Annotated in this window: 19 protein-coding genes and 1 pseudogene; 7 read left to right on the forward strand and 13 right to left on the reverse strand. The window is 62.1% G+C overall.

All coding sequences use genetic code 11. The features are described from left to right. Window positions 1-542: 542 nt before the first annotated feature. A complete protein-coding gene (locus B5X73_RS03025) occupies window positions 543-1,976 on the reverse strand; it encodes a phospholipase D family protein (RefSeq protein WP_079520513.1) in 1,434 nt (477 codons plus the stop codon). 531 nt (window positions 1,977-2,507) lie between these two features. Here B5X73_RS03025 and B5X73_RS03030 point away from each other — a divergent pair. Beyond that, window positions 2,508-3,509 carry a helix-turn-helix transcriptional regulator gene (locus B5X73_RS03030; protein ID WP_139382638.1) on the forward strand — a complete coding sequence of 334 codons (1,002 nt, stop codon included), beginning with the start codon at window positions 2,508-2,510 and terminating at the stop codon, window positions 3,507-3,509. 82 nt (window positions 3,510-3,591) lie between these two features. Here B5X73_RS03030 and B5X73_RS03035 read toward each other — a convergent pair whose 3' ends face one another. The 5 genes from B5X73_RS03035 to B5X73_RS03055 are packed head-to-tail and all read right to left on the reverse strand — an operon-like array spanning window position 3,592 to window position 8,292. Then, a complete protein-coding gene (locus B5X73_RS03035) occupies window positions 3,592-5,139 on the reverse strand; it encodes a GTPase (RefSeq protein ID WP_079520515.1) in 1,548 nt (515 codons plus the stop codon). After that, a complete protein-coding gene (locus tag B5X73_RS03040) occupies window positions 5,136-6,884 on the reverse strand; it encodes a GTPase (protein ID WP_079520516.1) in 1,749 nt (582 codons plus the stop codon). Before B5X73_RS03040 ends, B5X73_RS03035 begins: the two co-directional genes overlap by 4 nt. Continuing rightward, window positions 6,881-7,270: a hypothetical protein gene (locus B5X73_RS03045; RefSeq protein WP_079520517.1), complete on the reverse strand. Its 390-nt coding sequence runs from the start codon at window positions 7,268-7,270 to the stop codon at window positions 6,881-6,883. Before B5X73_RS03045 ends, B5X73_RS03040 begins: the two co-directional genes overlap by 4 nt. Window positions 7,271-7,273: 3 nt before the next feature. Then, window positions 7,274-8,092 (reverse strand): GTPase, encoded by an 819-nt coding sequence (locus tag B5X73_RS03050; protein WP_079520518.1) that lies wholly within the window; start codon window positions 8,090-8,092, stop codon window positions 7,274-7,276. A gap of 8 nt (window positions 8,093-8,100) precedes the next feature. Continuing rightward, window positions 8,101-8,292, reverse strand: coding sequence for a hypothetical protein (locus B5X73_RS03055; protein ID WP_079520519.1), 192 nt, complete (start codon window positions 8,290-8,292; stop codon window positions 8,101-8,103). Window positions 8,293-8,905: 613 nt separating this feature from the next. Here B5X73_RS03055 and B5X73_RS03060 point away from each other — a divergent pair. Further along, on the forward strand, window positions 8,906-10,324 hold the full coding sequence (locus tag B5X73_RS03060) for a ComEC/Rec2 family competence protein (protein ID WP_079520520.1): 1,419 nt from the start codon (window positions 8,906-8,908) through the stop codon (window positions 10,322-10,324). Between the two features lie 104 nt (window positions 10,325-10,428). On the opposite strand, the pseudogene B5X73_RS03065 reads toward B5X73_RS03060, so the two are convergent. Together B5X73_RS03065 and B5X73_RS03070 are read right to left on the reverse strand one after the other, a co-directional pair. Then, window positions 10,429-10,779 (reverse strand): annotated as a pseudogene (locus B5X73_RS03065) (integrase core domain-containing protein); the annotation flags it as partial. A gap of 584 nt (window positions 10,780-11,363) precedes the next feature. Continuing rightward, window positions 11,364-12,497 carry an aminotransferase class I/II-fold pyridoxal phosphate-dependent enzyme gene (locus B5X73_RS03070; RefSeq protein ID WP_079520521.1) on the reverse strand — a complete coding sequence of 378 codons (1,134 nt, stop codon included), beginning with the start codon at window positions 12,495-12,497 and terminating at the stop codon, window positions 11,364-11,366. A 145-nt stretch (window positions 12,498-12,642) separates the two neighbouring features. On the opposite strand from B5X73_RS03070, the gene B5X73_RS03075 reads away from it, so the two are divergent. Further along, window positions 12,643-13,521 (forward strand): EamA family transporter, encoded by an 879-nt coding sequence (locus tag B5X73_RS03075; protein WP_079520553.1) that lies wholly within the window; start codon window positions 12,643-12,645, stop codon window positions 13,519-13,521. A 55-nt stretch (window positions 13,522-13,576) separates the two neighbouring features. Here the strand turns inward: B5X73_RS03075 and B5X73_RS03080 are convergent, their stop codons facing one another. Next, the gene (locus tag B5X73_RS03080) at window positions 13,577-16,576 is read right to left on the reverse strand and encodes an autotransporter family protein (RefSeq protein WP_079520522.1); all 3,000 of its coding nucleotides are present in this window, start codon (window positions 16,574-16,576) and stop codon (window positions 13,577-13,579) included. A 314-nt stretch (window positions 16,577-16,890) separates the two neighbouring features. On the opposite strand from B5X73_RS03080, the gene B5X73_RS03085 reads away from it, so the two are divergent. The 4 genes from B5X73_RS03085 (at window position 16,891) to ligD (ending at window position 21,137) form a co-directional block, all read left to right on the forward strand. Further along, complete coding sequence (locus tag B5X73_RS03085) at window positions 16,891-17,124, forward strand: hypothetical protein (protein WP_043695729.1); 234 nt, start codon at window positions 16,891-16,893, stop codon at window positions 17,122-17,124. A 178-nt stretch (window positions 17,125-17,302) separates the two neighbouring features. Then, the gene (locus B5X73_RS03090; protein ID WP_079520523.1) at window positions 17,303-19,213 is read left to right on the forward strand and encodes a CocE/NonD family hydrolase; all 1,911 of its coding nucleotides are present in this window, start codon (window positions 17,303-17,305) and stop codon (window positions 19,211-19,213) included. A gap of 84 nt (window positions 19,214-19,297) precedes the next feature. Further along, on the forward strand, window positions 19,298-20,251 hold the full coding sequence (locus B5X73_RS03095; protein ID WP_079520524.1) for a non-homologous end joining protein Ku: 954 nt from the start codon (window positions 19,298-19,300) through the stop codon (window positions 20,249-20,251). Window positions 20,252-20,255: 4 nt separating this feature from the next. Beyond that, entirely contained in the window at window positions 20,256-21,137 is an 882-nt protein-coding gene (gene ligD, locus B5X73_RS03100; protein WP_254857209.1) for a non-homologous end-joining DNA ligase, read from the forward strand. Between the two features lie 48 nt (window positions 21,138-21,185). Here the strand turns inward: ligD and B5X73_RS03105 are convergent, their stop codons facing one another. The 4 genes from B5X73_RS03105 to B5X73_RS03120 form a co-directional block, all read right to left on the reverse strand. Continuing rightward, on the reverse strand, window positions 21,186-22,403 hold the full coding sequence (locus tag B5X73_RS03105; RefSeq protein ID WP_079520526.1) for an AGE family epimerase/isomerase: 1,218 nt from the start codon (window positions 22,401-22,403) through the stop codon (window positions 21,186-21,188). Continuing rightward, window positions 22,400-23,380: a carbohydrate kinase family protein gene (locus B5X73_RS03110; RefSeq protein ID WP_079520527.1), complete on the reverse strand. Its 981-nt coding sequence runs from the start codon at window positions 23,378-23,380 to the stop codon at window positions 22,400-22,402. Before B5X73_RS03110 ends, B5X73_RS03105 begins: the two co-directional genes overlap by 4 nt. 76 nt (window positions 23,381-23,456) lie before the next feature. Further along, window positions 23,457-24,692, reverse strand: coding sequence for an L-fucose:H+ symporter permease (gene fucP / locus B5X73_RS03115; RefSeq protein WP_254857210.1), 1,236 nt, complete (start codon window positions 24,690-24,692; stop codon window positions 23,457-23,459). 116 nt (window positions 24,693-24,808) lie between these two features. Beyond that, window positions 24,809-25,858 carry a LacI family DNA-binding transcriptional regulator gene (locus tag B5X73_RS03120; RefSeq protein ID WP_036110551.1) on the reverse strand — a complete coding sequence of 350 codons (1,050 nt, stop codon included), beginning with the start codon at window positions 25,856-25,858 and terminating at the stop codon, window positions 24,809-24,811. Between the last annotated feature and the right edge of the window lie 97 nt (window positions 25,859-25,955).

Here is a 25,955-nt window from a genome sequence, read left to right on the forward strand (position 1 = left end):
CGGATATCCCCCTCTTCTACCCGAACCTGTTTGTAACGGCACAGGTGCGTAATCGATCATTGTCAGTGGCGACCATGGACGCTGTGTGTGCTGCCCTAAATGTACTCCTCACCCACTGCAGCACGTGTGGTATCGATTTGGAGGACCGAATCAGGGGTCGGCGCTTCCTGAGCCCCGCCGAGTTGGATGCGATCAGAGACATATGCCAGAAACGGTTTGGTAAGCATGACAGCGCGGTGGTAGTGCCTCTTCGGCATAGCAGAGCAAACCAGCGGGTCAGACGGGAAGCGAGTACGTCCGCCTGACTCATATGGCCAACTATCTACGCTGGCTGTCCCACACCCTGCTGGGTTCAGCATTGGATGAGTCCGCCGCATGCCGCCTACGCAAAACAGTTACAGTAATTCTGGACTCAAGATCGGACCGCTACTGAAGGCGGGGGGACGTCGCAGCGAAGACAACACGGGTGCTCGCGACTACTACCTGGTACCGCGTCGACATGGCAACACGGCCGCGGCATCTTGGATTCGAGAATTCACCGTTCATCGACGGATATCAGAGTACTTCGGCGATCGCTTTAGAAACGCACGCGTAGCACGATCGTGAATCTCAGGAAGATCACGCATAAGATCCGCAAGGGGCAGGGTGAGTAACGTTCGGTCAGGATTTTTGGGGGTGGGCTCCGACTTGCCGAACCGACGAGATTCCCGGGCGCTCATGTAGGTCAGGACCTGGCATTCCCGTCCCGGCTTGTCTGCCAGAATCCGGAAGAGACAAACGACGGCGCTAAGCCGCTTATCCGCGGCGGTCTCATAACCGGTACGTATCTCCGGGCGCTGCATGCGAATCCATCGGGCGGATTGACCATCCGGGGTCACCAGATGCCGGCATGCCTCGAGCAGGGTGGCATTTGCGGGGTCGAGTTCGTCGTCGCCCTCATGCACATTGCTCTTGCCAGCGTCGGGTGTGCCGAAGCGCGCCTCCAGTACGTCATCAAGCGAAATCACGAACGACGAATCATTTTTTTTTAACTGCTTGTCACCCCAGACCTTCGGCATGGTATTCATGAATTCCGTGAACGCCTTCGCCTCGACGCCCGAGAAACGCATGTCCCCTAGGTGGCGCACGATCTCCAGCACATCCATGGCCTCGCCGCCTTGAACGGAATGCCCGTCCTTGATCCACGTGCGCGCGCCGCGACAATCGAATCGCTTTGCCTTGCTCATCCAATGCACGTCGATGAACTGAGCGTGCTTGTGACGATGAATATCGTTACCCCAGTTGTGGTAATAATCCAGCCCGCTTCTTACCTTTGCCTTGTCAGAGCTATCCGCCGATTCATCGGCACGTTCTTTTCGATCTTGTTGGGCGCGAGCGTTCTCGGCTTTCGTAGGGAATCGCCCCCACACGATGACGTGAATCTGCCGGTCCCGGAATCCGAGCCAATTATCTTTGGTGATGACAAAGGCATCGTTAGCCGCCCGAAGCTTTGGGCGCATTTTGCGGCGTAGAGCCCAGGCTTCCCGGGCGTTCTTGATGTCCAAGGGCGTGATGGTGCTCGCCTCGCTGTCCCATAGACTGGTGAACCAGGTCCGCAGGCGCTTCAGCTCAGCTTTGTCAGTGACGATGTAACCCGCCTCCTGCCAATAGGCGAGCTCGCCATCCTCAAGGCCAAGGCCGTTCGCAGAAAAATTGGCCGATCCGACGATGGCAACGTCCTTGCCGATAACGACCTTGGCGTGGAGGTTGTCCAGCTTCTTGACTGAGACCCTTGGGCTCTCCCCGAGCTTCTCGATCACGTCGGGGTTTGTGCCGCCGCTACCCAGGTTGCAGATAATCCGACGTGCGGAGCCAGCCTTGCTTACGGCTTTTGCCTCGGCACCCGTTCCCCAGAAAGCGATGGCAACGTCAAGCGGCTGCTCGGTTGCGAATAGTTCCTTTACGCGCGTGGAATATGCGTCCCCCGACACGAACATAATGATCTCCCTGTTTGGCGGAATGAAATCACACTCGTCAGGTCACGACAATCCCCTGCTGAGCAGGCCTAACGACCTACCCGGCGGCGTGGCATGAGTAGTTCCACAAGGCGTTCAATCTCCGTCGCTTCGCGGCGGAACAGGTTCTCGCTGGTGCAGGCGGGGCAGTGGGCGAATGACGTAATGCCATGGATCAAGGCATCCCCTGCAGGTGGCGTTGTCTTTCGCCAGTCGCAGTTCAGGTATTCGAATGTCCAACTAGGTGGCTTACCCCACATGGTTGCAGACCAGGCCGGCGAGGAAGGAGCCGTGATACCGAGAGGAGTCAGAAATGCTGGCTAACGCTCGCGGCACGCGCGAATAATTGATCACGGCAATACTCCGATATGCAAGTAAATTGAGGCATCCGGCCAGGTTGCTGCATGCCTCAGGATTCGGAAGCCTCCTATCCCATTCTCGGTAGCGGTGCGACATACTACGTCGCACATCGATGCATCATGGAGAGCGTCGATAGCTGCAGGGGGCGGAAACGTGAGTGCTTCAACCAATGAAACGATCTGGCGGCAATGGACGCTGTTGCGTGCCATGCCGCGCGCGCCACGACAGAAGACCGTTGCTGAGCTGAGTGCGGATCTGGCCAAGGAGGGTATCGAGGTCAGCCGGCGTACGGTCGAGCGCGATTTGCAGAATCTCTCAGCCAGGTTTCCTCTCGTTGCTGATGACTCCAGCAAGCCGTTCGGCTGGTCGTGGATGCGAGACGCGAATATCGAATTCACGCCGCGCCTGAGTATTCCGCAAGGGATTGCGCTGCTGCTTGCGCAGGTACATCTGCGGCCGCTGCTCCCCGATAGCCTGATGCGTGAGCTGATGCCGATTTTTTACCTGGCTCGGCAAGAGATGGCCCATGGTGCCTGGAATGACTGGCATCGGCGTACCGCCGTTGTCCCGACGGCCATGGCGCTCCTGCCGCCGGTGATTGACCGCCACGTCCTGAATGATGTTCACGAGGCTCTGGCGATGCGTCGCCAGCTGGTTGCTGAGTATCGGTCCAAGGGTGCGAGGGAGTCGCGCGAAGTCACGATTCATCCTCTCGGCCTCGTCGTTCGCGGATCGGTCCAGTACCTGGTGTGTACGTTGTTCGACTACGACAATATCCGCCAGCTGGCATTGCACCGCCTGTCCCGTACACGCAGGTCTCACGAGCAGGCCTCCGTGCCCGAGGGATTCGACTTCCAGGCCTATGCCAAGTCAGCCGCCAAGTACGAATCGCAGGGCTTAATCAAGCTCGTTGCGCGCTTCTCGGCGGGCGCGGCTGAGCATCTGCGGGAGACGCCCCTGTCGTCGGACCAGCAGGTTGTTGCTGCCGAAGGAGGGGAGCACGTCGATGTTTCTGCCACGGTCGAGCTGGATCAAACGCTCCGCTGGTGGCTCAAGGCGTTCGGCAGCAACGTGGCGGTGATTGAGCCGCAGGCGCTGCGTGACGAAATGCGGCGGGATGCTATGGCGTCCGTGGAACACTATGGCGGCGCGTGAGCCCTCAGTCCCCTGGCCCCGGTGTTCGGACGAATCGTGCGAGGAGGGAGCGACTAGGCTCCCTCCCCGACACGAGCGAACGTCAGATTGCCAGGTCCTGCACGCGTGCCGTAAGGGCCGCCCAGGCCAGTCTGTCGGTGTTGAGCGAACTTTCGCCTTCCCGCAGCGCGTCCAGCCTGGCGTCCACGGGCTCCACAAGCTGGTTGAAGTAATCCTTCAGCTGGGAATCGATGCCCTCGACGATGTCTGTCTGAATCTGCGTGCAGATGGAGGTGACGCGTTGCTCGTGCGCGAGCGCCTGTCCAAGCAGCACCTTGTTCTCATTGGCCTCGTCATAATGGGCCACGCCGGCCTCCGCCGCGGCAAGGCCCAACTGGAGCCACGGAGCCGCCTTCCCGGCGAGCTTTTCAAGGGTCTTCTCGTGGCGCCCCTTCAAACCGAAGAGCTTCAGCTTCCGCGCGAGAAGCAGGAGTTTGGTGATGTTCTCGGCATTGGCACCGCTTTTGGCGGTGTTGATGGCAGCGTCACGACCGGCACGACCCAGCTTCGAGTCATCGACTTGAGCGCTTTCACCGATGTCGATCTCTCCGACGCCAAGCCGCGCTGAGAGACCAGCGAGTACGCCGTGCTCTGCCTCGTCCTGAAGCCACTTCTCGACGGACTGGATAACCTCGCCTGAGACGACGGTCACCTGCGCAATCGCGGCCTGGGAGTCGCCGAGGGCGAGCGCCTTGCTCAGGGCGGGCCTGCGCAAATTGATCTCATGCCGGGTCTTGCTCATCGCGGTCTGCCGGAGGTACCTAGTAGCCCGGACCAGATCCGCCCTGGCCTGAACAGCGTCATCAGTCTCGGCATCGGGTAGCTCGACGTGGTCTATGGCCGCCTTGACGGGCTGCATCAATGCCCTGGTCACGTTCGCCTTGAGCGACGCCAGACGTTCCTGCACTCCCTCGTGGCGCTTTAGCCAGGCGTTGAACTGTTCGATGAACTGATCAAATCCTGCGCGCTCCTGAAGAAGCGCTTTGCCGTCCAGCCGGGCCCGGAGTGCGCTCCGGGCATTGAGGATGGCTACGGGAATCTGGGCAAGGGCCTCGACGCCGTACGCCGGCGTGCGCGCCGCCGCATACGTGAGCAGGGTGGCACCGAGCCGCTCCCGGGTGTGTTCGACGTAATCAGGGTCGCTGTCAGGGACATTGAGCACGATAAACACGGGATGCCCGGCATCGAGAAGCTCGAAGATACGCCGAAGCACGTCGTCAGCGTCTTGATCCTCCTGGCGGAGCACGAAAAGAACCAGGTCGGTCTCCTTGAGCCTGGCCAGGCTCACTTCCTCGTGCTCGATCGGGGCGTTCACCCCTGGCGTATCCAGAAGAACGTTGCCTTCCCAATCGTAGGCGTGCACGTTGTCCGTGGTAGGGATGTCACCGACCGTGGCGGCTTCTTCCGCCAGAAGGGTATTGATGAGGGTGCTCTTGCCGGCGTTGTACGCGCCGTAGAGCATGACCTTGACCCGGTCGTCCCGGACCTGCTGCTCGAGCGTGGAAAGGGTGGCATCAATCCCTGGGACGTAACGGGACGCCAGTGGTGCAGCATCGCTAAGCAGCTGCTCGCAGGCAACAAACGGGGTCATGCTTGCAATCCTTCCTTCATGGCGATCAGTTTGGCTTCGTATGTTGCGACGACCGCATTGAACTGGTCAGCGCCGTCGGTGATGAGCTTGATCGACGCCTTGAGGCGGTCGATTGCCCCGCGGGCGCCGATCTCGATAGATGACTTGAGTCGCGCCTGCAGTTGCACCTGAAGGTTGGAATAGCTCACGCCAACGCTTTGCTTGATGACTTCGCTGTCAGGGATGAATTCGGCACCCTTGGTGCCGATCATGCCACCCACGATACCGCCTGCTACGCCAGCCAGGATCGCGAGGCCGCCGGTAGCGATGGTGAGCCCAGCAAGTGCAGCACCACCGGCTGCTGTCGCCGCTCCAACCAAGGCTTTGTATGCAGCATTCTTCTTTCGATTTACGTCAATGGTGTCGTCTTCGAACCGAAGGTCCTCATCGGCCACAATGCGCCCCAAAGAATCATCGATGGTGACGAGAAATTCCTTTGCTACACGCTGCACTTCCACCTGTAATGAGGCGTTGAGCGCGTCGGAAAGTTCGCTACATACAGCGGTCACGTTTTGCCGGCCCTTATGCTTCTCAAGAAGCTGGGATAGTGTGGCCTCGCACTCCGTCTGCACCGCCTGCACGATGTGGGTTAAGCGTTCGTCGCAGCGTGATGCGGCGTTCTTCCCCATGGCATGCATGCGCTGGAAATGCTCGCCAAGATCGCCGCGCAGGGAGCGCAATATCTTCTCTTCCAGATGGCGGATCATGAGCTGTGGCACGCGCTTGCGCTTTTTGCTGACCGATTGGCTCACGATGTCATTCAGCTTGTCGAACAGCCGGTCAAGCCCGGCTTCTTCCATTGTGTGGGAGTTTCCGTTCCCTTTCCTGGCCATATAAACTGATACCGAGACCGGACGATCGGCGACTCGCGCGCAGGTGCTGATCGCCTCAAGCTTTTGCGCCGTACGAGCTTGGACATCGGTCTCTTGCAGGTCGCGGTTCGATTTTGACTTATTAATCAATACATTAACGATCTTGCCGTCCTCCTCGTCTTCCTCGTAGACATCGCTCTTGCTGATGACGGGGAGGAGCAGCGTTCCAGCCGAAAGCTCTGCAGCGAGGTCGTCCAGCTCCTGAACCTGGCCCGGCGACGTCGAGCTGGTGAGCCAGATGACCGCATCCGCGCTGTTGGTGAAGCGCCGGGTGAGGTCGCCATTTTCCTTCGTTACCGACAGCAAGCCAGGCGTGTCCAGGATCACCAGGCGGTTGCCCAGATAAGCGCCCTGGATGCGCGCCGTCGTTTCAGTCGCGCCCTCGGCGAAGAACTCGTCCATGTCGACGGGCCGCCCCTGGTCTACGTGGAAGCGCTCGGCTCGGTGACCGCGCGCCTCAAAGCGCTCCGCAAGGAAGTTGCAGAACGAGCTCTTTCCGGCGTTGACCTTACCGAACACGAGGACGACGCACCGGTCGCCAAACTGGCGTGCGAGCTCCTCCGCGGGGCCATTGTCATCCCACTGGTCGGCCCATGCAGTCAGGCAAGCCGAGGTGGCCTGGTGCATGGAGGTGACCAGTTTGCCGAACGCTCCGCGCTGCTTGAGGTTCTCCACCGGCGGCCGTATGGCATCGAGATCGCGGCAGAGCCCCAGGCGCCATGCTTGCAGCTTGTCGACATAGCCTGCCATGTTGTCCGTGATGAACTGGTAGCGATCGAGGGCATCGAAGAAGCGGCCTTCGCTTGAATCGTTGACGTAAGGGAGGGCCTTCATGGCGCGTCCGGATGGGTTGATTGGGTTTCAAGCATCTTGGCAAGGTCACCGCGGAGCCGGTTGACCGATGCAATGGCGCGACGCTTCTTATCAATGGCCGCGCGGCGCTTCTTCATGGCCTGCGTCTCGCCGAAGAAGTAAGCGCACCGGCCTATCAGCTGGTGTCGATTCACCGGATCACTCAGGCTGCTGTGGGTGACCAGTGAGAGGACGGTTGTCTTCACATGGTCGTCGTAGGGTATGCCGTTGGTATCCAGGCATTTCCGGACAACATCGCACGCCTGATTCTGCAGTTGAAAGGTACGTGCCCGGTGCGCCTTGTCGGTATCCACCGAGGCCGGCGTCGAACCAAAGACCGTGTCGTAGAGATCCGAGAGAAGGCCCATCGCTCAGTTGCTCCGCATCATGGAGATGGCCGTATCGACGGCGCGTTGCATGTTCTGCAGGAAGGACGTCTCGACGTCGCCGGCATCAGCGACCATCTCATCCCGCTTCTTGCGAAGGGCGCGCCCTTTCTTCTTGAGCGCTTGATCCAGGCGGTCCGCCAGCGTTGCTGCCTCGACCCGTCGTGCCGACTTCACGCCCTCTACAGCTCTCTCGATGACGCGCTGAAGCGCCGGAATGCCGCTGTGATCAACGAGGAGGTTCTTCTGCTCCATACGACCTTTCTGATGGCGCGTGGATGAGACCAGCGTGTGGGGGTATCCCTCGACCTGCCCCGTAATCGTGTCGCAAACCTTGGTCAGCACCGCGCCGTCGGGTACCTGATCGGCCTGGGACAGCACCAGGAGGGTTTTCCGTCCGGTTGCCTTGTCGTCAGCCCAGTATTCCCTGAACAGGCGCAGCTCCTCGGCGTCGAGTTCGCCTTCCTTCACCGAATGCACGAAGAGACGAATGTCGCCGCGGAAGTCAGCGGCAAGGGCCGCCTTCTGGTCATCGCTGCCAGTCACGTCGGCGTCGAGCCCTGGTGCGTCCAGCCACTGGGCCGTTTCGGTGCCATGGGGCTGGAGCTCGACAGTTGTCCGGACGTCGGCCACCGCGAAGATTTCACTTCCAATCAGCTCGTTGAGTAGCGAGCTCTTCCCATGGTTGTATTTGCCGACCACGGTCACTACCGGCGGTGCGCCAGACTGAAGCAAAGCCATGAGGCGATCAATCTCATGTGCATGCTTGGGCAGATGTTTCCGAAGGCGGCTCTCGACGCTCATGCCAATCCTTAGAAGTGCGTATCTGCAGATGGGACGGCGGCGTGGGCCGGGATAGTCACCACGAAGGTACCCGCGTTACCCGCGATATATTCGTCGGCAAGTTCTTGCGCCCTAACCACGCCAGCGACGCCGTCGACGGACTGCTCATTGGTCCATTCGAAAGCGCTACCCATCTCACTTTTGGTGACTTCGGATTCCATTGCAAAGCCCCTGTGATTTGTCTGGACGTTGAATCTGCCGGGCCATTTGGCTGGCAGGTAAATAAAAAGGGTTGGAGAGCTTCAGATGGCCGGCATCGTGCACGCTACCGCGAGCCTGTAGCGGCGACGAACATTCGTCGCGCGACGCTTTTACGTCACGCAAGGCGAGTGTGTTAGGCGTTGGTACTGGGTTGATTGATCGGCAAGCGTAAGATTCCCTTCATCATGTTCACCATGGCCCGATGCGATCGCGCGTTGCGCGCGGAGAGCGGGCCGCCCCTGTGGCTAAGTATTCGTCAAGCCGCGGAGCTTTGGCAATATGGCATTTGTCAAAGTACCGCTTCGTCTTTGGCGAGGTACTTGGCGAGGCCGAACAGTGCGAAGCCGTATACGACCGTGGTGCCGATGATCTTGAACATGTGTCAGTTCCTCAAAGGTTAAAGACGCCGCAACGCATGGGTATACGGCCAGGCCATATAGTCGGTGAGAGTGCGACAAGCTGTGTCGCACGAAGGGCAGATGCCGTTGCCTGTCCGATGTCGTTGTCCGGTTGGAAAATTCCAGAAAACGTGATAATTGTCGAATCTCCGACACGGAGGTCCAGTGAGCTCGTATGAATCCTTATTTCGTTCGTGGCGAAGGCTGGCGGGAAATCCCGAAGCGGATATACGCTCGTATCGAGTACATCGAACAGTCCAGTGATGACGCTGGGATGTACGTGGTTGGTTTCGATGCGGTGGACGCGGATTTGCCCGGGTTCGGACGCGACTTCTTTGAACTAACGACCGCATTAGAGCGAACCGACCAGATCAGGGCCTACTGGCGATCCAGCTTTGATCGAGAGTCTGAGGAGGCTGATGGATTCTTTGACCGGCTACCGATGTTCCATCTGGAAGCAACGATGCCGGTTGATTGGAACTCTGTGGCTCGCTGGCAGACTACAAATTCGTGGATCGAGCTTTCGCTAGATCACAAGGGTTCGTTTCCCGTAGATGTGTTCGGTGGTCTCTTTGAAGAAGCGACGGTGAGGCGAGCGACTGAAAAAAGAATGCTTCCGGATCGGCGGCGTGCGCTCAATGCGCTCTTTAACATGCGTTTCTGGCCTGGTTCGTCAGGTGCGCTTATCCGCAAAGCCATGACGCGTTCGTGCCATATAGACCAGCTCCGTGTCTTCGACATTGGACAAGGTTCGGCTAATGCGCTCTGCTGCGAGTGCGGCTACGTCATGTACTACTTCGATGCCGGCTGTGGGGTGTATAGAAACAAGAACACGAATCCTCCCAGCATAGAATTTTGCATTTGCGATAAGCCGGTCGTAATTTTATCCCATTGGGACGCAGACCACTGGGCTGGAGCACTGGAGGATAAGGACTTGCTCGCCATGACATGGATTGCTCCGCGGCAGAAGATTGGCGTGAGGCACGTGGCCTTTGCGAAAGAGATACTCAACGCCGGTGGCCAAATTCTGATTACATCCGCAAGCGGTGCTTGGAAGGTAACATCGAAGTCCAAGCAGACGTTGATATTGAAACGATGCACGGGTCCCGCTAGCGACCGAAACCGTTCTGGATTGGCCCTTACTGTCGAGGATAAGAGTTCGGGAAGGGGCTGGCTCCTTACTGGTGACGCACCGTACGACGTGATACCAGGCCCCTTGCCGCCAAATCTGTCTGCCGTTGTTGTTCCGCATCACGGCGGTAACATGGGTAAGCAGAGCGTTGCTATGGTTGCACCGGCCGTCGGAACCTATGGAAGGCTCGTATATTCGTTTGGTCCGGACAACGCTCACGGCAGTACTGGTGCTCGACATCCGACATCCGCGACCGTGAATCTGCATGCATCTGCAGGCTGGATCCACACCGGATGGAATCAGTCTACGCCTGGTTCTCCGACGTCGGGTTCGTCTGTGATGAGCACAGCGACACATGGCGGGAAACATTTCGGGGGCATTGCGATTGGGTGGGATGCTCCTCCCAGCGCTCACGGAAGTTGCTGTCGGTGCAATAAGTCTATGCCAATCACTCAGGCCTGATGGATAGTTAAAGGCGCGATATGCCAATAGGATATTGAGACACGGTCAGAGACTGGAAAGAAGACCAAGCGATTGCAGCGTAGCCTGTGTCGACCCCCCGTCAGCTAGTGCCAACCATAACCCGAGGTTGCCGGATCATTTTTCTGCCTGAACTCGGCGGGCGTCAGCCCGCCAAGGCTGTCGTGGGGTATCTCGCGGTTGTAGTCGACCAACCAAAGCTCTGCCTGCTCGCGTACTTCGGTCAGGTTCCGGAAGACATGCATGCCGAGGACGCCGCGCCGTAAGCTTCCGTTGAAGCGTTCGCTGAAGCCGTTCTGCATCGGCCTTCCCGGCTCGATGAAGTCGAGCTTGATGCCTTTGCGTTCTACCCATTCCGCGAGAGCCAGAGCGACGAATTTTTCCGGACCATTGTCCAGGCGAAGCTTTGAGGGATACCCGGAGCCCCGCAACGAGGAACGCCCAGTGGCCTTCCGGATCACTGGGCGCCAATGGTTTCACGGTGCACGGCGGAGAGGGTGGAATTCGAAGCCACAGTGCGCGTACGCATGATTTGAAGTCTGGCTGACGAGCCCGATGAATGTCAGTCGCGGTTGGGCTGTGGGGCGCAATGACAAGACCCCCGGACGGGGCGGCCATGCGGCCACTTTATGGTTTAGCCGCGCGGCCAAGTTATGTGTTAACGCACAACTGAGTTATAGAAGAAATCTGAGTAGGCCCGCTAGGACTCGAACCCTCATCGTCCGCAGCAAGGTCTGTTCGTGGCGTTTCGGCCGTGTTCCCCTCGATATCTCGACAATTTCTTTCCTCGGTGTTGAGTTCGCATGGTTTAAACCATTGTTTTATCAAACTATTTCCATTCCGTAACATGGCAAGTTGTGCACAACCGTTCTGATCCTGATCGGCAGGGAATAATCGACAAACGGGCGCCCTTGGGCGCCCGTTCTCGTCAGGGGTAGCGGCAGGCTTTCCGCGCCAGGTGGCACGACGTCAAGACGACCAGGACGGATCCGGTCATCGACCAGCTCCTGAAATAGATCTGTCAGCTCGTTCGCCGGAGGTATTTGGATAGCTCCGTCAGGGCATCGCCTGTTTCGTTGCGACCAAATCCGATACGGAAACGGTCGGCAGGCGTCGCGGTCAGCGTGGACTGGTAGTTGGAGGCGGGAAGCAACAGGATTCCCGCTTCTTCGACCAGGCGCCTCGCAAAGACTTCGACGCCTTCCGGACCGAGGTAGCGCGGAAAGGCGATGCAACCTCCGTCCGGGCGGCGCCATTCGAATCGCTCGCTCCACTCGCCGAAGAAGGCGTCGACACGTTCGAGATTACGGTCGAGAAGCTGTCGCTGCCGATCTAGGATGGTGTCGCGGGCTTTCAGGGCGATCAACGCAAGTTGTTCCGAAGGCCCCGAGTTGCAGATCGATGTGTAGTGCTTGTATCGCTCCATGCGTTGCAGGAGTTCGTGGTCGGCACAGGCGATCCAGCCAATGCGCAACCCCGGCAGTCCGTATGCCTTGGACATGACGCCGATCGAGATCGCACGCTCGTAGACATCGGTGGCCTGCGGCAAGTGCACGGTGCCTGTCGCTCCCAAAGGCCGGTTGACCTCGTCGCTGAGCAGCCAGATGCCGTGCTTGCGGCAGAGTCCGATCAGTGCGTCGAAACGATCCCGCTCGAGAATCTTGCCCGTGGGGTTGTGCGGGAAATTGATGGCGATCAGCCGCGTGTTCGGTCGTACGGCCGCTCTTATCTCATCGATGTCGAGCGACCAGTGATCGTCGGGACGGAGCGCGACGCCGGTGACGTCGCAGATCGCCGCAGGGATGGTTTCCGCCGACTGGTAATTGGGCGTGACCACGATGGCGTGATCGGTGGGCTCGAGCAGTACGCGCATGGCGATGTAGAGCGCTTCCTCACCTCCGGCAAAGCAGAGAATGTCTGCCGCGTGCCTGCCCTCGTAAGTCGACGCGATAGCTTCACGAAGTTCAGGGGCGCCGTACGTCTGCGTGTAGCTCAGCGGCAGGGAATCGAACGCGGCACGATCACGGTCATCGGCCAGGTCGAGTAGTGCCGATACGGTGAGGCTTTGCGCATCGGAAGCCGCGAGGTTGTAGCGCACCGAGAACTCCCAGCGGGAAAAGTAGGTCTCCAGCTGGAAATCGGGAAGGGTGGTCATCAGTCGGTCCTGGAAGCGTGGCGGATACGAGCGGGTCTGAGTGGACTATATGTCCATACGAGATTATCAGTCTAGTGTCCGCCTGTTCATCGCCGTCCGGACGGCGCCCATGGAATGCGCGCCAATGCCTCGCTACAGTGGCGCCATGACTCCCCGCCAAACCTCTCTCTGGCTGCCGGCCCTGGCCGTGCTCGGCTCGGTGACCTCGTTGTGCATCGGCACGTCGTTCGCGAAACGATTGTTCCCTCTCATCGGCGCCGAGGGCACGTCGGCGCTCCGGGTCGGTTTTTCCGCGATCGTTCTCGTGCTGTTCTGGCGACCCTGGCGCTGGCCGCTCAGTCGGCGTGACGCCGGCTTTGTGATCCGCTACGGGTTGACGCTGGGCGTCATGAATCTGCTCTTCTATCTGGCGTTACGAACCATTCCGTTCGGCATCGCCGTTGCCATCGAGTTCAGCGGGCCCCTGGCCGTGGCGATGCTCGCTTCGCGAAGGGCGATCGACTTCGTCTGGCTCGCCTTCGCCGTCATTGGGCTGGGCATGCTGTTACCGCTGGCCGGTCAGCATACGGTCGATCCCACGGGCGTAGCGCTCGCGCTCGGTGCGGCCGTTTGCTGGGCGCTCTATATCCTTTTCGGTAAGCAGGCCGGCCATTTGCATGCGGGTCATTCGGTCTCGCTGGGTCTGGTGGCGGCCAGTCTGGTCGTGGTGCCTTACGGTGTCGCCCATGCGGGATCCACCCTGCTGCACCCCGCGATTCTGCTCGCGGGACTGGGTGTGGCCATCGTGTCGAGCGCGATCCCGATGTCGCTGGAGATGATGGCTCTGAAGCGGCTTCCCAGTGAGACGTTCGGCATCATGGTCAGCCTTGAGCCAGCGGTAGCTTCGCTATGGGCCATGTTGCTGCTCGGCGAACTGCTTACCGTTTCGCAGTGGAGCGCGATCGGTTTTATCGTCGTGGCCTCCATAGGAAGCACGGTAACGGCAAAGCGCGGCGTTGCTTCATCGCCTGAGGTCGTCGGCTGACAGCGGACGCCGCACCGGTCATCCCGGGTCGCCGACGGCGACCCGGGATCTGCGTTTACCAGGCGCGACGAATGCCCAGGCTGCCGGTGACACGGCGGTACCCATGCGTGCCGAAGCGCGTTTCGACGTCGGACCACGCGCGCCACCCGTTGGCGCGCAGCAAGGTCAGACCCAGCTTCAGCGCGTAGGCATTGCGCGGCACGCCTGCGTTGAAGGTATCCGTCCCGATTTGCGTCGCATCCAGGCGGCCGAGGCGACGCAGCCAGCTGGCCGAGAAGTAGGGCGATGCCGTATGGCCGCCGGGCGTATGCCAGCGTGCAGCACCGCGCAGGCCGAGGCGCCCCGTGGCACCACTCGCGTGCAGCGGAGTGACGCGTGTCCCATTGGCTTCGGTGAGCGAGCCGCCACGAAGCCTTGTCGCGAGGACCTGCGCCTGCGGTTCGAGATAGACGTCCGTGTCGCGATTGAGCGCCAGGCGCCAGCGACGGCCGGCCTCGAGGCTGGCGCTCAGGCCGCCGCTCCCGTAGCGCTCATCCGCCAGGGCATCGCCTTCCAGGCGCTGGTTGAAATGAGCGTACTGGGCCCACCCGCGCACGTAGGTGCCATCGTCCAGACGTACGCCGCCGTAAAGACCGGCTGCCGTCCCGCGTACGCGCCCCTTCGCCGAGTAGTGTGTCAGCGCCGACGTGGCACGCGTGTCCGCGCTCCCGGCCGCGGCCATGATGCCCAGATAGCCTTCGGACGAGGAATCGCTGCGAAGCAGATCGGCACCGAGGGTCAGCTCGCTGGTCGACGCGGTCGTCGTGAGTTCGTCGCCGATGTCGAACGCGGTATGGCGCCGGTCGAAGCGTGCCCACACGCTTTGCCTCACGCCTTCGCGCTCGTCGTCCTCGCCGCCGCCGGGTCCGCCCTGGAACATTTCCAGCGCCGCCGTCTGGTTGGCGCGGTAGGTACCGACCTCGGGGCGCAACACCGGGGGTGGCGGGACCGGCGGATCGACAACGGCCGGGACGTCCGGATTGTCCGTCACGGGATCGGTGTCGGGGTCGCCCGGGTCGACAACCGGGTCGACAACCGGATCGACGACGGGGTCGGTGATCGACGATCGCAGATACCAACCGCCGTCGGCTGGATTACTCAACGAACCCTTGTGGAGAAAATATTCGTAAGGACCGGCCACCGCGCGGCCCAGTAACGCGAAGACGCCGTCCGAGCGACCGTCGACGCGGACGAGCTGGATACCGTCGTGCGTCACATCGCCCTGGCTGCCCATGGTGTCGACGGCGATGCCGCTGGTGCCGGACGTGTTGCCCAGCACATGGATGCGATCGGCGGGCGACGAGTCATCGCCGAGGCGCGCGCGCATGCGAAAGACGCCGTCCCTTCCGTCGTAGTCCCCCGAAATGGTCAGTGTGGCGAATGCATCGGGGCGCTCAGGCGCGAAGGTCACGATGCCCGCATGGTTGCTCAGGCGGTCGACCCGGCTGTCTGCGGTCAGGTTCCAGACGCCGCCGGACTGGAGGGAGAGATCGCGCACGATGGAAGTCGCACCCGTCCAGCGAGCGCCGGAGGTGATGTCCAGCGAGAGCTTGGTGTTATCGGGAACGGCGTCACCGTCGGCGGGGATGCGGCGGATAACGCCGTCCGCGGTTGCCGCGTTCTGAAGCGTGACAGTGATGGGCTGCTCCGAGTCGGCACTCAGGTCGACGAACACGCCATTGCCACCCCTGATGACCGTACCGTCGAAACGAAGACGCCCGGAGTCGCTCAGGCTGAGCGCCGAGGCCTTGTCGCTGATGAGCGAGCCTCCCTTCATATCGAGTGCGCCCCCACTCACGACCCGGGCACCGAAGGCACCTGCGCCGTGAGTGACGATGTTCGTGTTCCGGGCCCGTATGTCCGCATCGTTAACGACGAGGCCGTAGGCGCCGTCTCCCTGGGTTTCGATGGATGAGCCAGTGACGTCGATACGGCCATCCTTTCGCGCGACCGCACCATGTGCCTTCGTTCCTGTCGTAACGATCTTCGTATCTACGGCATCGAGACCTGGCGACGCGTTGAAGTCGCCACCCTGAACGTTGAGACCGAACGCGGACTCGCCTGCCGTCGTTATGGAAACGCTGTCGAGGCCCACGGACGATGCGCGGTTATCGACGCCGATCGCGTTTTTTCCGGTGGTCGTCACGTTCGTCCGCGCCGCTACGATACGCTGGCCGTCGAGAACGTAGAGGCCATCCGCGTCGTCACCCTGGGTGTGCCATTCGCCGCCCTGGATCGTAATCTGGCCATGCAGTGTGTTTGCATCGAGCGCATGCGCCCACTTGCCGCCTGTGCTGATGTTTACGTCGGTCAGCGATGCTGTCGCGCCCAGCATCACGTGCACGCCCGTGCTGTCGTCTCCGTCAGTGCGGAGCGTCGTTGCAGTCGCCTGGAGCGCGGATGCCGTCGCTCCGTCGGGCGTCGAGCCGTCTACATACAGGGCATGAGCGGTCTTACCCCGGGTCGTGATGGTCGTCCCTTTGACCGACACGTTGCCTCCTTCGATGCCGCGGATGCCGATCGCCGTGTCACCGCCGGTCGTGATGCTGCCTCCGGTCAAGACGCCGCCGGCGTTTCCCTCGAAGGCCGCGCCCAGGGCACCGGCTCCCTCGGTGACGATCGTCGTGCCCGTGAGCGTGACGTTCGCGGCGATGCCGGTATCCCTCGCACGGATGCCGTATGCCAGGTTTTCCCGCGTATGCAGGGTGCCGCCTTCGATCGTCACCTCGCTCCGGTTATCGGTGACGAAGACGGCGTGCGACTGAAAGCCGAACGTGTCGAACGTGGCATGGCCGACATGGGCGGCGCCCTTTTTTTCCACCTGCAGCACGTAGGAAGAGGCAGCGCGCGTTTCATACGTGCCGTCGGGGACGTCCAGGTTCTTGTCGGCTCCGGCAAGAAACAGCGGCGTTTCGGCGCCCGCCACGGGGGGCAGGAAGGCGGCTACGAGGGCGGTAAGGTAGCGGCGTCGCAGGGGGGAGCGACGGTGCGGTTGGGGGATGTGGGGGGTACTCATGAAGCGTCTCTCCTTGTCTGGCCGTCGGCAGGGCGCCGATGGCAACTTCCGAATGACAGAGTAGGGACTGGCTTCCGAGGGGGGAACGCGATTATTCTGAAAATGTCTGCGAGCACGTCTAGCGCTGCGCCGCCGGACATCCACGCTTCACTATCGTCGTTGCATTCTAGCCGAGCCTGTTTTCGGACCGGTTCGTCGAGGACGCGAGTGTTATCCGCCTGCTGGTGCGGCAAAATTCGTGGGGTACTGCCGCTTCGTGGCGGAATTCCATCGTCGTATCTGCCTATGTATTACAAAATGAGGAGCAAAGAATCATGAAGGTCATTTCCCTTACCGCCCTGGCGTTTGTCGCCGTCGCCGCCCTGTCGGGCTGCAACAAGTCGGAAGACGCTGCTGCCCCGGCTGACGCCCCGGCTGCCGCTGCCACCGCCCCGGCTGCCGCTCCGGCTGCTACCCCGGCTGAGGCTCCGGCCGCCGCCACCACGGCTGCTCCGGCTGCCGCCGGCACCGCTGCTCCCGCTCCGGCTTCGACCGCTCCGGCTCAGTAAGTCGCCGCGCCGCTCCTGCCCTGTTGGGCGGGACGGGAAGAACGCCGCTCTCCGGAGCGGCGTTTTTTTTGCGCAAAGGCCGTGCCACGCGGGCGGGAGCTGAGAAAGGTCGTAGCCCTTCCATTCAGGATGCGGCACGCTAGGGCGGTTCCTCCGTCCCACAGCCACAGGAATCCCGATGACGTCCCGTTCCGTTCTGCTTCCCATGCTGGCGCTTTCCTTCGCCGTCGCCTCGTCCCTCGCCACGGCGCAGACCGCGCCCATGACGCCGGATATCCCGGCGAAGTTCGATAGCCCCCTGGCGGCCAACGACTACATCAAGCGTGTCGTCGAAATCCCGATGCGCGACGGCGTGAAGCTTCACACCGTCATCGTGATTCCCAGGAACGCGAAGCACGCGCCGATCCTGCTGACCCGTACCCCCTACAACGCCGACGGGCGCGCCCAGCGCACGGACGCTCATACGATGCGCGACCTGCTGCCCGAGGGTGACGAGGTCTTCGTCGACGCCGGATATATCCGCGTTTTCCAGGACATCCGTGGCAAGTATGGCTCCGAGGGCGACTACATCATGACGCGTCCGCTTCGTGGGCCGCTCAATTCGTCCGAGGTCGATCACTCGACCGATGCTTACGACACGATCGACTGGCTGACGAAAAATTTGCCCGAGTCTAACGGCAAGGTCGGCATGATCGGTTCGTCGTACGAGGGCTTTACGGTGGTCATGGCCCTGGTCAATCCGCATCCGGCACTCAAGGTGGCCGCGCCTGAAAGCCCGATGGTGGATGGCTGGATGGGCGACGACTGGTTCCATTACGGTGCTTTCCGCCAGACCAATTTCGACTACATCGCCGGCCAGAATTCGAAACGCGGCAAGGGCAACGCCGTGGCGCATGCAGGCTACGACGACTACACGAATTTCCTCACGGCCGGCTCGGCAGGTGATTACGCCCGGGCCGCCGGCCTCGATCAGCTGCCCTACTGGCGCAAGCTGAGCGAGCACCCCGCCTATGACGCGTACTGGCAGGGCCAGGCGCTGGACAAGGAAATGGCCCGTCAGCCGCTCAAGGTTCCCGTCATGTGGCTGCAGGGCCTGTGGGACCAGGAGGACATGTGGGGCGCCATCCACAGTTACGAAGCCGTGGAGCCGAAGGACAAGGGCAATGACAAGAACTACCTCGTCATGGGTCCGTGGCGGCACAGTCAGGTGAACTACAACGCCTCGTCGCTGGGCGCGCTCAACTGGGACGGCGACACCGCGCTGCAGTTCCGCCGCGACGTGCTCCTGCCGTTCTTCAACCAGTACCTGGTCGACGGCGCGCCCAGGGCGAAGACGCCCCCGGTGCTGATCTACAACACCGGCGAAAACCACTGGGACCGCTTCCTGTCATGGCCGCAGGGTAAAACGACGCGCCCCCTGTATCTAGGCGCCAACGGAAAGTTGTCGTTTACGGCCCCCGTGGACGGCGCGCCGAAGTATGACGAGTACGTTTCCGACCCCGCCAAGCCGGTGCCCTACGTACCGCGCCCCGTGCATTTCGCCGATCGACAGTCCTGGACGACCTGGCTGGTCCAGGACCAGCGGTTTGCCGATGGGCGCCCTGACGTCGTGACCTACATGACCGAGCCGCTGACGGCTCCCCTGCGTGTGGCCGGTGCACCGCAGGTGAATCTCTACGCCTCGACCAGCGGCACGGACAGCGACTGGGTGGTCAAGCTGATCGACGTCTATCCCGAAACGAACGCGTCGACGCCCGCCATGGGGGGCTACGAGCTCTCGGTGTCGATGGACATCCTGCGCGGGCGGTATCGCGAGGGGTTCAGCGAGGCGAAGCCGCTGACGCCTGACACGCCGCTCGAATACCGTTTCGGCCTGCCGACGGTGAACCACACGTTCCTGCCGGGGCACCGCGTCATGGTTCAGGTGCAGTCCTCCTGGTTCCCGCTGTACGACCGCAACCCGCAGACCTTCGTGCCGAACATCTTCTTCGCCAGGCCGTCCGACTACCGGAAGGCGACGCAGCAGATCTGGCATGCGCCCGGTACGGCCAGTGCGATCGAACTGCCGGTGATCGACGCCGGCAAGTAAAAGCGGCGTGCAGGGACGCCTTTGGCGTTCCCTGCACGTCGGCGGCGCGATGCTCGGGCCTCCCGTTGCCCGAGGATCGCCCGTATGGCCCGCCCCATCTGGACCGGTACATTGTCGTTCGGTCTGCTCAACGTGCCGATCCGCCTGATGTCGGGCGAGCGCCGCAACGACATCCACTTCCGTATGCTCGATCAGCGCAGCAACACACCGGTTCGCTACGAGCGCGTCAACGCCGATACCGGCGAAGAGGTGCCCTGGAAGGACATCGTCAAGGCGTTCGAATACCAGAAGGGCAGTTATGTCGTGCTCGAAGAGGACGACATCAAGAATGCGGCCAGCGACGCGCATGAGACGGTGGAAATCGACGCATTTGTCGACGCCGCCTCCATCGCGCCTTCGTACTTCGAAAAGCCGTACATCCTGCTTCCGGCCAAAAAGGCTGAGAAAGGTTATGTCCTGCTCCGCGAAACCCTGAAGAAGACCGGCAAGATCGGTATCGCGCGCGTCGTCATCCGCACGAAGGAGTACCTCGCGGCGGTGATGCCGCAGGGCGATGGTCTGGTTCTCAACATCCTCCGTTATCAGTCCGAAATCGTCGATATGAACGATTACGAGCTGCCCGACAAGGGCGCGTCGTCATACCGCATATCGCCACGCGAAATCGAGATGGCGTCGGATCTCATCCAGTCGATGTCGGCCGAATGGTCGCCGGGCGACTACCGGGACGAGTTCCGCGACAAGTTGCGCAAGACGATCGAGAAGCGTCTGAAAACCAAGGGCGTCACGACCACGGTGGACGATGAAGACGACCGGACACCGGAGAACGCCACCACCAACGTCGTCGACTTCATGGCCCTGCTCAAGAAAAGCCTGGGCGCAAAGACGCGCACGCCTGCGAAGAAAGAGGCGGTCGGCTCGGCTCCCGTGAAAAAAACAGCCATGAAGAAAACCGCCGCGAAAAAAACGGCAGCGAAAAAAGCACCGGCGAAGAAGACCGCGGCGCGCAAGACGCCTGCCAAGCGCCGCCGGGCGGGCTGACGTCGTGGACCCGCTCATCGTCGACGGCGTCGCCATCACGCACCCCGACCGCGAGGTGTTCGGCAAAGGCGGACCCACCAAGGGTGATGTGGCCGCTTACTACGAAGCGGTGGCGGAACACATGCTCCCCGAGTTGCATGGACGGCCGTTGTCGGTCGTGCGGTGTCCCCGCGGAACGACGGGCGCGTGCTTCTTTCAGAAGCACCACGCGGATGCGCTGGGTAAGCATGTCAAAGCGGTAAAGCTGAAAGAGAAGGACGGAGGCGCCGCGGAATATCTGTACGTTGAGGACGTCGAAGGCGTTCTCGAACTCATCCAGATGAACACACTGGAGTTTCACCCGTGGGGTGCACGCGTCGACGATCCGGATCGGCCCGATCGTCTCATCTTCGATATCGATCCTGCCGCGGGCGTCGAGTGGAAGGCCGTGGTCGCATGCGCCCGGGCCATCCGTGAGCGACTGGCTGCCGCGGGCCTCGAATCGTTTGTGCGCACATCGGGAGGCAAGGGTCTGCACGTGGTCGCGCCGTTCGATCGCGGCCCGTCGTGGGAGGTGTTGAAGGTCTTCTGCGAAGGCGTTGCGCGCGACATGGTGGACGCTGCCCCGACACGGTATATCGCGGAAGCGAGCAAGGCGAAGCGAGAAGGGCTGATCTTTATCGACTGGCTCCGCAACACGCGGGGTGCGACCAGCGTCACCGGATGGTCGCTGCGTGCACGTGCGGGGGCGCCGGTCGCCATGCCGGTGCGCTGGGAGGAGATAGCGCGGCTGAAGACGGGCGCTGCATTCGACCTGACGAAAGCGTCGAAACGGGCGAGGTCACTGGCGGCGGACCCGTGGGATGGGATCGGGACGCTGAAGCAGTCGCTGCCGTCGAAGCGTTGAAGGGATGCGGGCGGGGCTCGCCCGCATCCGTGGTTCGCACAGGCCCTGTTACCTCTGCATACGACGCAGGGAGGCCATGATTTCGTAGCACGCGCCCATCGTGTGGTAGTCGGTCTTGCCGGCGGGGCTCTTTTCGTCGTCGTACTTCTCGTTGTTGCGCTTGAGAATGCGATACCACGCGCCATACGTGTGATCGACGAAGTGCTCCCAGCTGTAAGCCCAGATCTTTTCGTAAGCCTCGTCGTACTTCTTCTCACCCGTGGTCTCGAACAGGAGCTGCGCGGCACCGAGCGATTCGGCCTGCACCCAGAAATACTTGTCGTCGTCGCAGACGTCGCCCTCGGGCGAGAACCCGTAAGCGATGCCGCCGTACTCACCGTCCCAGGCCTTGGCCAGCGCCTCGTCGAACAGATGCTTCGCGGTCGGCACCAGCCACGGCTTATGCTTCGGCGTGCCCTTGGTGTAACGCTCGAGCATGAGCAGCAGCTTGGCCCATTCGGTCTGGTGACCCGGCTGGAAACCCCAGGGGCGGAACAGATGCTTGGGATTGTCGAGGTTGTATTCCCAGTCGATCGTCCAGTCGCTGTGGTAGTGCTCCCAGACCAGCTTCTGCGGCGTGAGGCCTGCCTGGCGCTGGGTCATGTTCTCGGCCAGCAGCAGCGCGCGGTCGAGGTAGCGGTCGTCCTTCGTGGCTTCCCACGCGGCGATCATGGCCTCGGTCATGTGCATGTTCGCGTTCTGGCCGCGGTAGCCGGTGAAGTTCCAGTCCTTGTCGGCCTCGTCGCGGTACAGACCGTACGTCGGCTCGAAGTAACGCTTTTCAAGCAGATCCCAGATCTCGCCCTGCCACGCCTTCGCTTCGTCGAAACCGACTTTGACGCCGCAGGAATAGGCCAGCAGCATGAAGGCCAGGCCGTAGCAGTGGTTCATCTGGTCGTCGCGCTTGCCGTCGGCGATGGTCCAGGCGTAACCGCCGGTTTCCGGATTCAGATGCACCTCGCGCAGGTACTTCAACCCGTGCATGGTGAGTTCCTTGTCCTCGGGCTTGCTGAACTCGAGGTAGGCCATGGCGTGGTTGAACACGAAACGCGTGCTGGAGACGAGGTGGCGGTGAGTCTTGTCGTAGACCGAGCCATCGTCCTTGAAGTACTGGAAGAAGCCGCCCGCGGGGTCGACTTCGTTCGGCTTATAGAACGCCATGGTCTTTGCGACATGGTCGCGGAGGACATCGACGTTGTGAAAATCGGGGAGGGGGACAGTCGTCATGCGTGCTTCTCCATGAAGGCCTTCACTTCGGCCTGGTCGGGAATGGCGGTGAACGAGCCCTTGCGGGTGGCGGTAATCGCGCCGCAGGCGGCGGCGAAACGGACGAGGTCGACCAGGCGTGCTTCGTCCGCGATCAGTGCGTCGAAGCTGGCCGGTGTGACCTTTTCGTGGTCGAGACGCGCGAGGAGGCCGCCGACAAACGCATCGCCGGCGGCGGTCGTGTCCACGGCTTCGACCGCGTAGCCCTTCAGTTCGCCCTTTGCCTCACGCGTGAACCAGCGCATCGGTTCGCCGCCGTCGGTGACGAGCAGCAGGCGTGCCTTGCCGAGCCAGAGTCGCTCGAGCACGGCGTCGTCGGAGCCGGCGCCCGCGTGGATGAAAGCGAACTCTTCGGCGCTGAGCTTGATCACGTCGGCTTCGTTCAGCGCTTCCCAGAGGCGCGGCAGCGGCGCTTCGTCCTTTGGCCACAGGGCGGGTCGCAGATTCATGTCGAAGCTGACCAGCGCGCCGGCCGTCCGGGCGCGACGCATGCCTTCGACCGTGGTCGCGGCGATCGCGGCCTCGGTCAGGGAATTCGAGCAGACGTGGAAGATCGACACATCGTCGAACGCGCCGGCACGGAAGTGCTCGGGACGGAACAGCAGGTCCGCGGCGGGCGGACGGTAGAAACTGAAGCTGCGATCGCCCTTGTCGTCGTGCGCGACGAAGGCAAGTGCGGTGCGTGCTTCGTCGGTGCGGGCCACGTCGTCCGTGCCGACACCGAGATCCTTGAGACTCTTGAGCAGGAAGTCGCCGAACATGTCACGCGCGAGCATGCCGGCAAAGCGTGCCGTGGCACCGAGGAGGGCGGCGGCGACAGCGACGTTGGCGGGCGCACCGCCAGCAAAAGGAACGAAGGCGGGAGGCTGACCGGCGCCGCCCTGGGGCTGTGCGTGGAAATCGATCAGCGCCTCGCCGAAGCAGAGGATGGAAGACATGCGTACGGCCTGTCCTTTTCGGGGCGAGGGATTGGAAAGACGACGGCCGGCATCGCGCCGGCCGTCGTCAGGAGCGTCAACCGGCCTTGGCGGCGACCGGGACGTTGCGGATCTTCGAGCCGCTCAGGCCGTAGAACACGATGTACGCGTAGCAGATCAGCGGGACGAAGAAGGCGTGCTGCAGACCGATGTGATCGGCGATCGCGCCCTGGATGACCGGGATCAGCGCGCCACCGACGATGGCCATGATCAGCAGGCTCGACGCCTTGCTGGTGAGCGGCCCCATGCGCTCGATACCCAGCGAGAAGATCGTCGGGAACATGATCGAGTTGAACAGACCGATGGCAACGATGCTGTACACGGCCACGGTGCCCGTGGTCACCATCGTGGTGATGACGAGCAGGACGTTGATCGCGGCGAACACGGCCAGCAGGACGCGCGGCGAGAACTTCGCGAGCAGGGCGGAACCGATGAAGCGGCCGACCATCGCGCCGCCCCAGTAGAACGCCACGTGCGAGGCGGCGACTTCACCCGTCATGTTGCCGATCTCCGGCAGCTGCAGGTAGTTGATCATGAAGCTGCCGATCGACACTTCGCCGCCGACGTAGAAGAAGATGCCGAGCACGCCGAAGAACACGTGCGGGGTCTTCAGGGCGTCCATCAGCGAGTGGTGGCTTTCGTCGGACTTCTCGGTGGTTTCTTCCAGCTTGGGCAGGTTGAACAGGTAGACGCCGATGGCGATCACCACCAGAACCACGGCCAGGCCGATGTACGGCACCTGCACGGCACTGGCTTCGGTCGCGCGGTAGCTCACCTGCTCGGCGGCGCTGAGCTTGGCGATGTCGTCGCTGCTCTTCACGGCGTTGGACAGGATCAGCACACCGCCGAAGAATGGCGCGAGGAAGGTGCCAAACGAGTTCAGCGCCTGGGCGAGCGTAAGGCGGCTGGAGGCCGTCTTCTCCGGACCGAGCAGTGCGACGTAGGGGTTGGCGGCGACCTGCAGCACGGTGATGCCGGTGGCCAGGATGAACAGCGCGCCGAGGAAGATCGGATACACGCGCATGCCGGCGGCCGGCCAGAACAGCGCCGCGCCGATGCCGGCGATGATCAGGCCGGCGACGATACCCTTCTTGTAACCGAGGGCCGCCACCAGCTTGCCCGCAGGCAGGCCCATGATGAAGTACGCACCGAAGAACGTGAACTGGATGAGCATCGCCTGGAAGTAGTTCAGCTCGAACACACCCTTCAGGTGCGGGATCAGGATGTCGTTCAGGCAGGTCAGAAAGCCCCACATGAAGAAGATCGTGGTCATCACGCCGAGAGCGAGCGGGAAATAGGTGTAGCGGGTGTCGCCCGAATTCGCCGACGAGGGCGAAGAGGTGGGCAATGGCGTGGATCCGGTGGCCATGGGGCGCTCCAGTTGGTGGGTCAGGGAGAAGACGGCGGGCAGCTGCTTTCGCGTACGACAAGCCGTACTGGCGCGATCGTATAAGCGGTGTCCGTCTCGGGGTTGGTAAGTCTTTCAAGAATGAGCTCGGCGCTGCGCCGGCCCAGGCCACGCGGATCGACCGCGATGGTGGTCAGGGGCGGGACGCATACCGAGGCCTCGGCGACGTCATCGAAACCGGTCAGAGCGAAGTCCTCGCCCGGGCGCCGGCCGCGTTTGGTCAGGCCAAGGATAAGCCCGAGCGCGACGGCGTCGTTGTAGCAAACCGCCGCCGTAGGCGCGGGATCGCGTGCGAACAGGGCGCCGGTCTGCCGGGCGGCTTCGAGGCGTGTGGGCGCGCTCTCCACCAGCCAGCTGGGATCGACCTTGAGTCCCGCGTCCTGCATGGCGCCCGCGTAGCCGCGGCGGCGCTGGGCGACCGAGCTGGAATCGCGGTGGCCGCCGAAGAAGGCGATGCGCTCGTGGCCGAGCGCGATGAGGTGTTCGGTCGCCAGTCGGGCGCCGTGCTCGTTGTCCATCTCGAGCGTGTCCCAGCGATGGGCGCCCTCATCGTCCGGGAGTTCGCGGTTGAACACCAGCAGGGGCGTGTGCATACCCACCGCGGCCAGCACCTGTTCACCCTCGCTGCCTTCGGCGGGCGAGAGGATGATGCCTGCCGGACCGTGTTCCACCAGCGAGTTGAGTACCGCCTGCTGGCGATCGGGGGATTCCCCCGTATTGCCGAGCAGGGTGACGTAACCCGCGCTGGCGAGGGCCTCATCGGCCCCTGCGGCGAATTCGGCGAAGAACGGGTTGCCCAGGTCGTTGATCACCAGGCCGATACTGGAGGACGTCCGGCGACGCAGATTGGCGGCGGCGCGGTTGTAAACGTAGCCCTGTCGCTTGAGCTCCGCCTCGACGCGGGCCCGGGTGGCGGAGTTCACCAGAGGGCTGCCGCGCAGCACCAGGGACACCGTGGCTCGCGACACGTCGCAGCCCAGCGCGATATCGGCGAGCGTGACCTTGCGGCGTTGCGGGGTGATCCTGGGCATTGTGGCTCCTTCAAACGATCTAAACCGGGCGATCATCGCGCGGTAGGGTTCGGGATGCATCACGCACTGCAACATGCGCGGCCGCGCTATCTTTGCT

The organism is Luteibacter sp. 22Crub2.1 (genome assembly GCF_900167995.1).
Taxonomy (GTDB): domain Bacteria; phylum Pseudomonadota; class Gammaproteobacteria; order Xanthomonadales; family Rhodanobacteraceae; genus Luteibacter; species Luteibacter mycovicinus.

Excerpts from the sequence above, each read along its gene's own strand:
- B5X73_RS03050 (WP_079520518.1), bottom strand. The coding sequence starts at position 8,092 with ATGAGCGTCGAGAGCCGCCTTCGGAAACATCTGCCCAAGCATGCACAT.
- B5X73_RS03105 (WP_079520526.1), bottom strand. The coding sequence starts at position 22,403 with ATGACGACTGTCCCCCTCCCCGATTTTCACAACGTCGATGTCCTCCGC.
- B5X73_RS03080 (WP_079520522.1), bottom strand. The coding sequence starts at position 16,576 with ATGAGTACCCCCCACATCCCCCAACCGCACCGTCGCTCCCCCCTGCGA.
- B5X73_RS03070 (WP_079520521.1), bottom strand. The coding sequence starts at position 12,497 with ATGACCACCCTTCCCGATTTCCAGCTGGAGACCTACTTTTCCCGCTGG.
- B5X73_RS03085 (WP_043695729.1), top strand. The coding sequence starts at position 16,891 with ATGAAGGTCATTTCCCTTACCGCCCTGGCGTTTGTCGCCGTCGCCGCC.
- B5X73_RS03035 (WP_079520515.1), bottom strand. The coding sequence starts at position 5,139 with ATGACCCCGTTTGTTGCCTGCGAGCAGCTGCTTAGCGATGCTGCACCA.
- B5X73_RS03090 (WP_079520523.1), top strand. The coding sequence starts at position 17,303 with ATGACGTCCCGTTCCGTTCTGCTTCCCATGCTGGCGCTTTCCTTCGCC.
- fucP (WP_254857210.1), bottom strand. The coding sequence starts at position 24,692 with ATGACCACGATCTTCTTCATGTGGGGCTTTCTGACCTGCCTGAACGAC.
- B5X73_RS03045 (WP_079520517.1), bottom strand. The coding sequence starts at position 7,270 with ATGGGCCTTCTCTCGGATCTCTACGACACGGTCTTTGGTTCGACGCCG.
- B5X73_RS03025 (WP_079520513.1), bottom strand. The coding sequence starts at position 1,976 with ATGTTCGTGTCGGGGGACGCATATTCCACGCGCGTAAAGGAACTATTC.
- B5X73_RS03095 (WP_079520524.1), top strand. The coding sequence starts at position 19,298 with ATGGCCCGCCCCATCTGGACCGGTACATTGTCGTTCGGTCTGCTCAAC.
- B5X73_RS03040 (WP_079520516.1), bottom strand. The coding sequence starts at position 6,884 with ATGAAGGCCCTCCCTTACGTCAACGATTCAAGCGAAGGCCGCTTCTTC.
- B5X73_RS03075 (WP_079520553.1), top strand. The coding sequence starts at position 12,643 with ATGACTCCCCGCCAAACCTCTCTCTGGCTGCCGGCCCTGGCCGTGCTC.
- B5X73_RS03110 (WP_079520527.1), bottom strand. The coding sequence starts at position 23,380 with ATGTCTTCCATCCTCTGCTTCGGCGAGGCGCTGATCGATTTCCACGCA.
- B5X73_RS03060 (WP_079520520.1), top strand. The coding sequence starts at position 8,906 with ATGAATCCTTATTTCGTTCGTGGCGAAGGCTGGCGGGAAATCCCGAAG.
- B5X73_RS03055 (WP_079520519.1), bottom strand. The coding sequence starts at position 8,292 with ATGGAATCCGAAGTCACCAAAAGTGAGATGGGTAGCGCTTTCGAATGG.
- B5X73_RS03120 (WP_036110551.1), bottom strand. The coding sequence starts at position 25,858 with ATGCCCAGGATCACCCCGCAACGCCGCAAGGTCACGCTCGCCGATATC.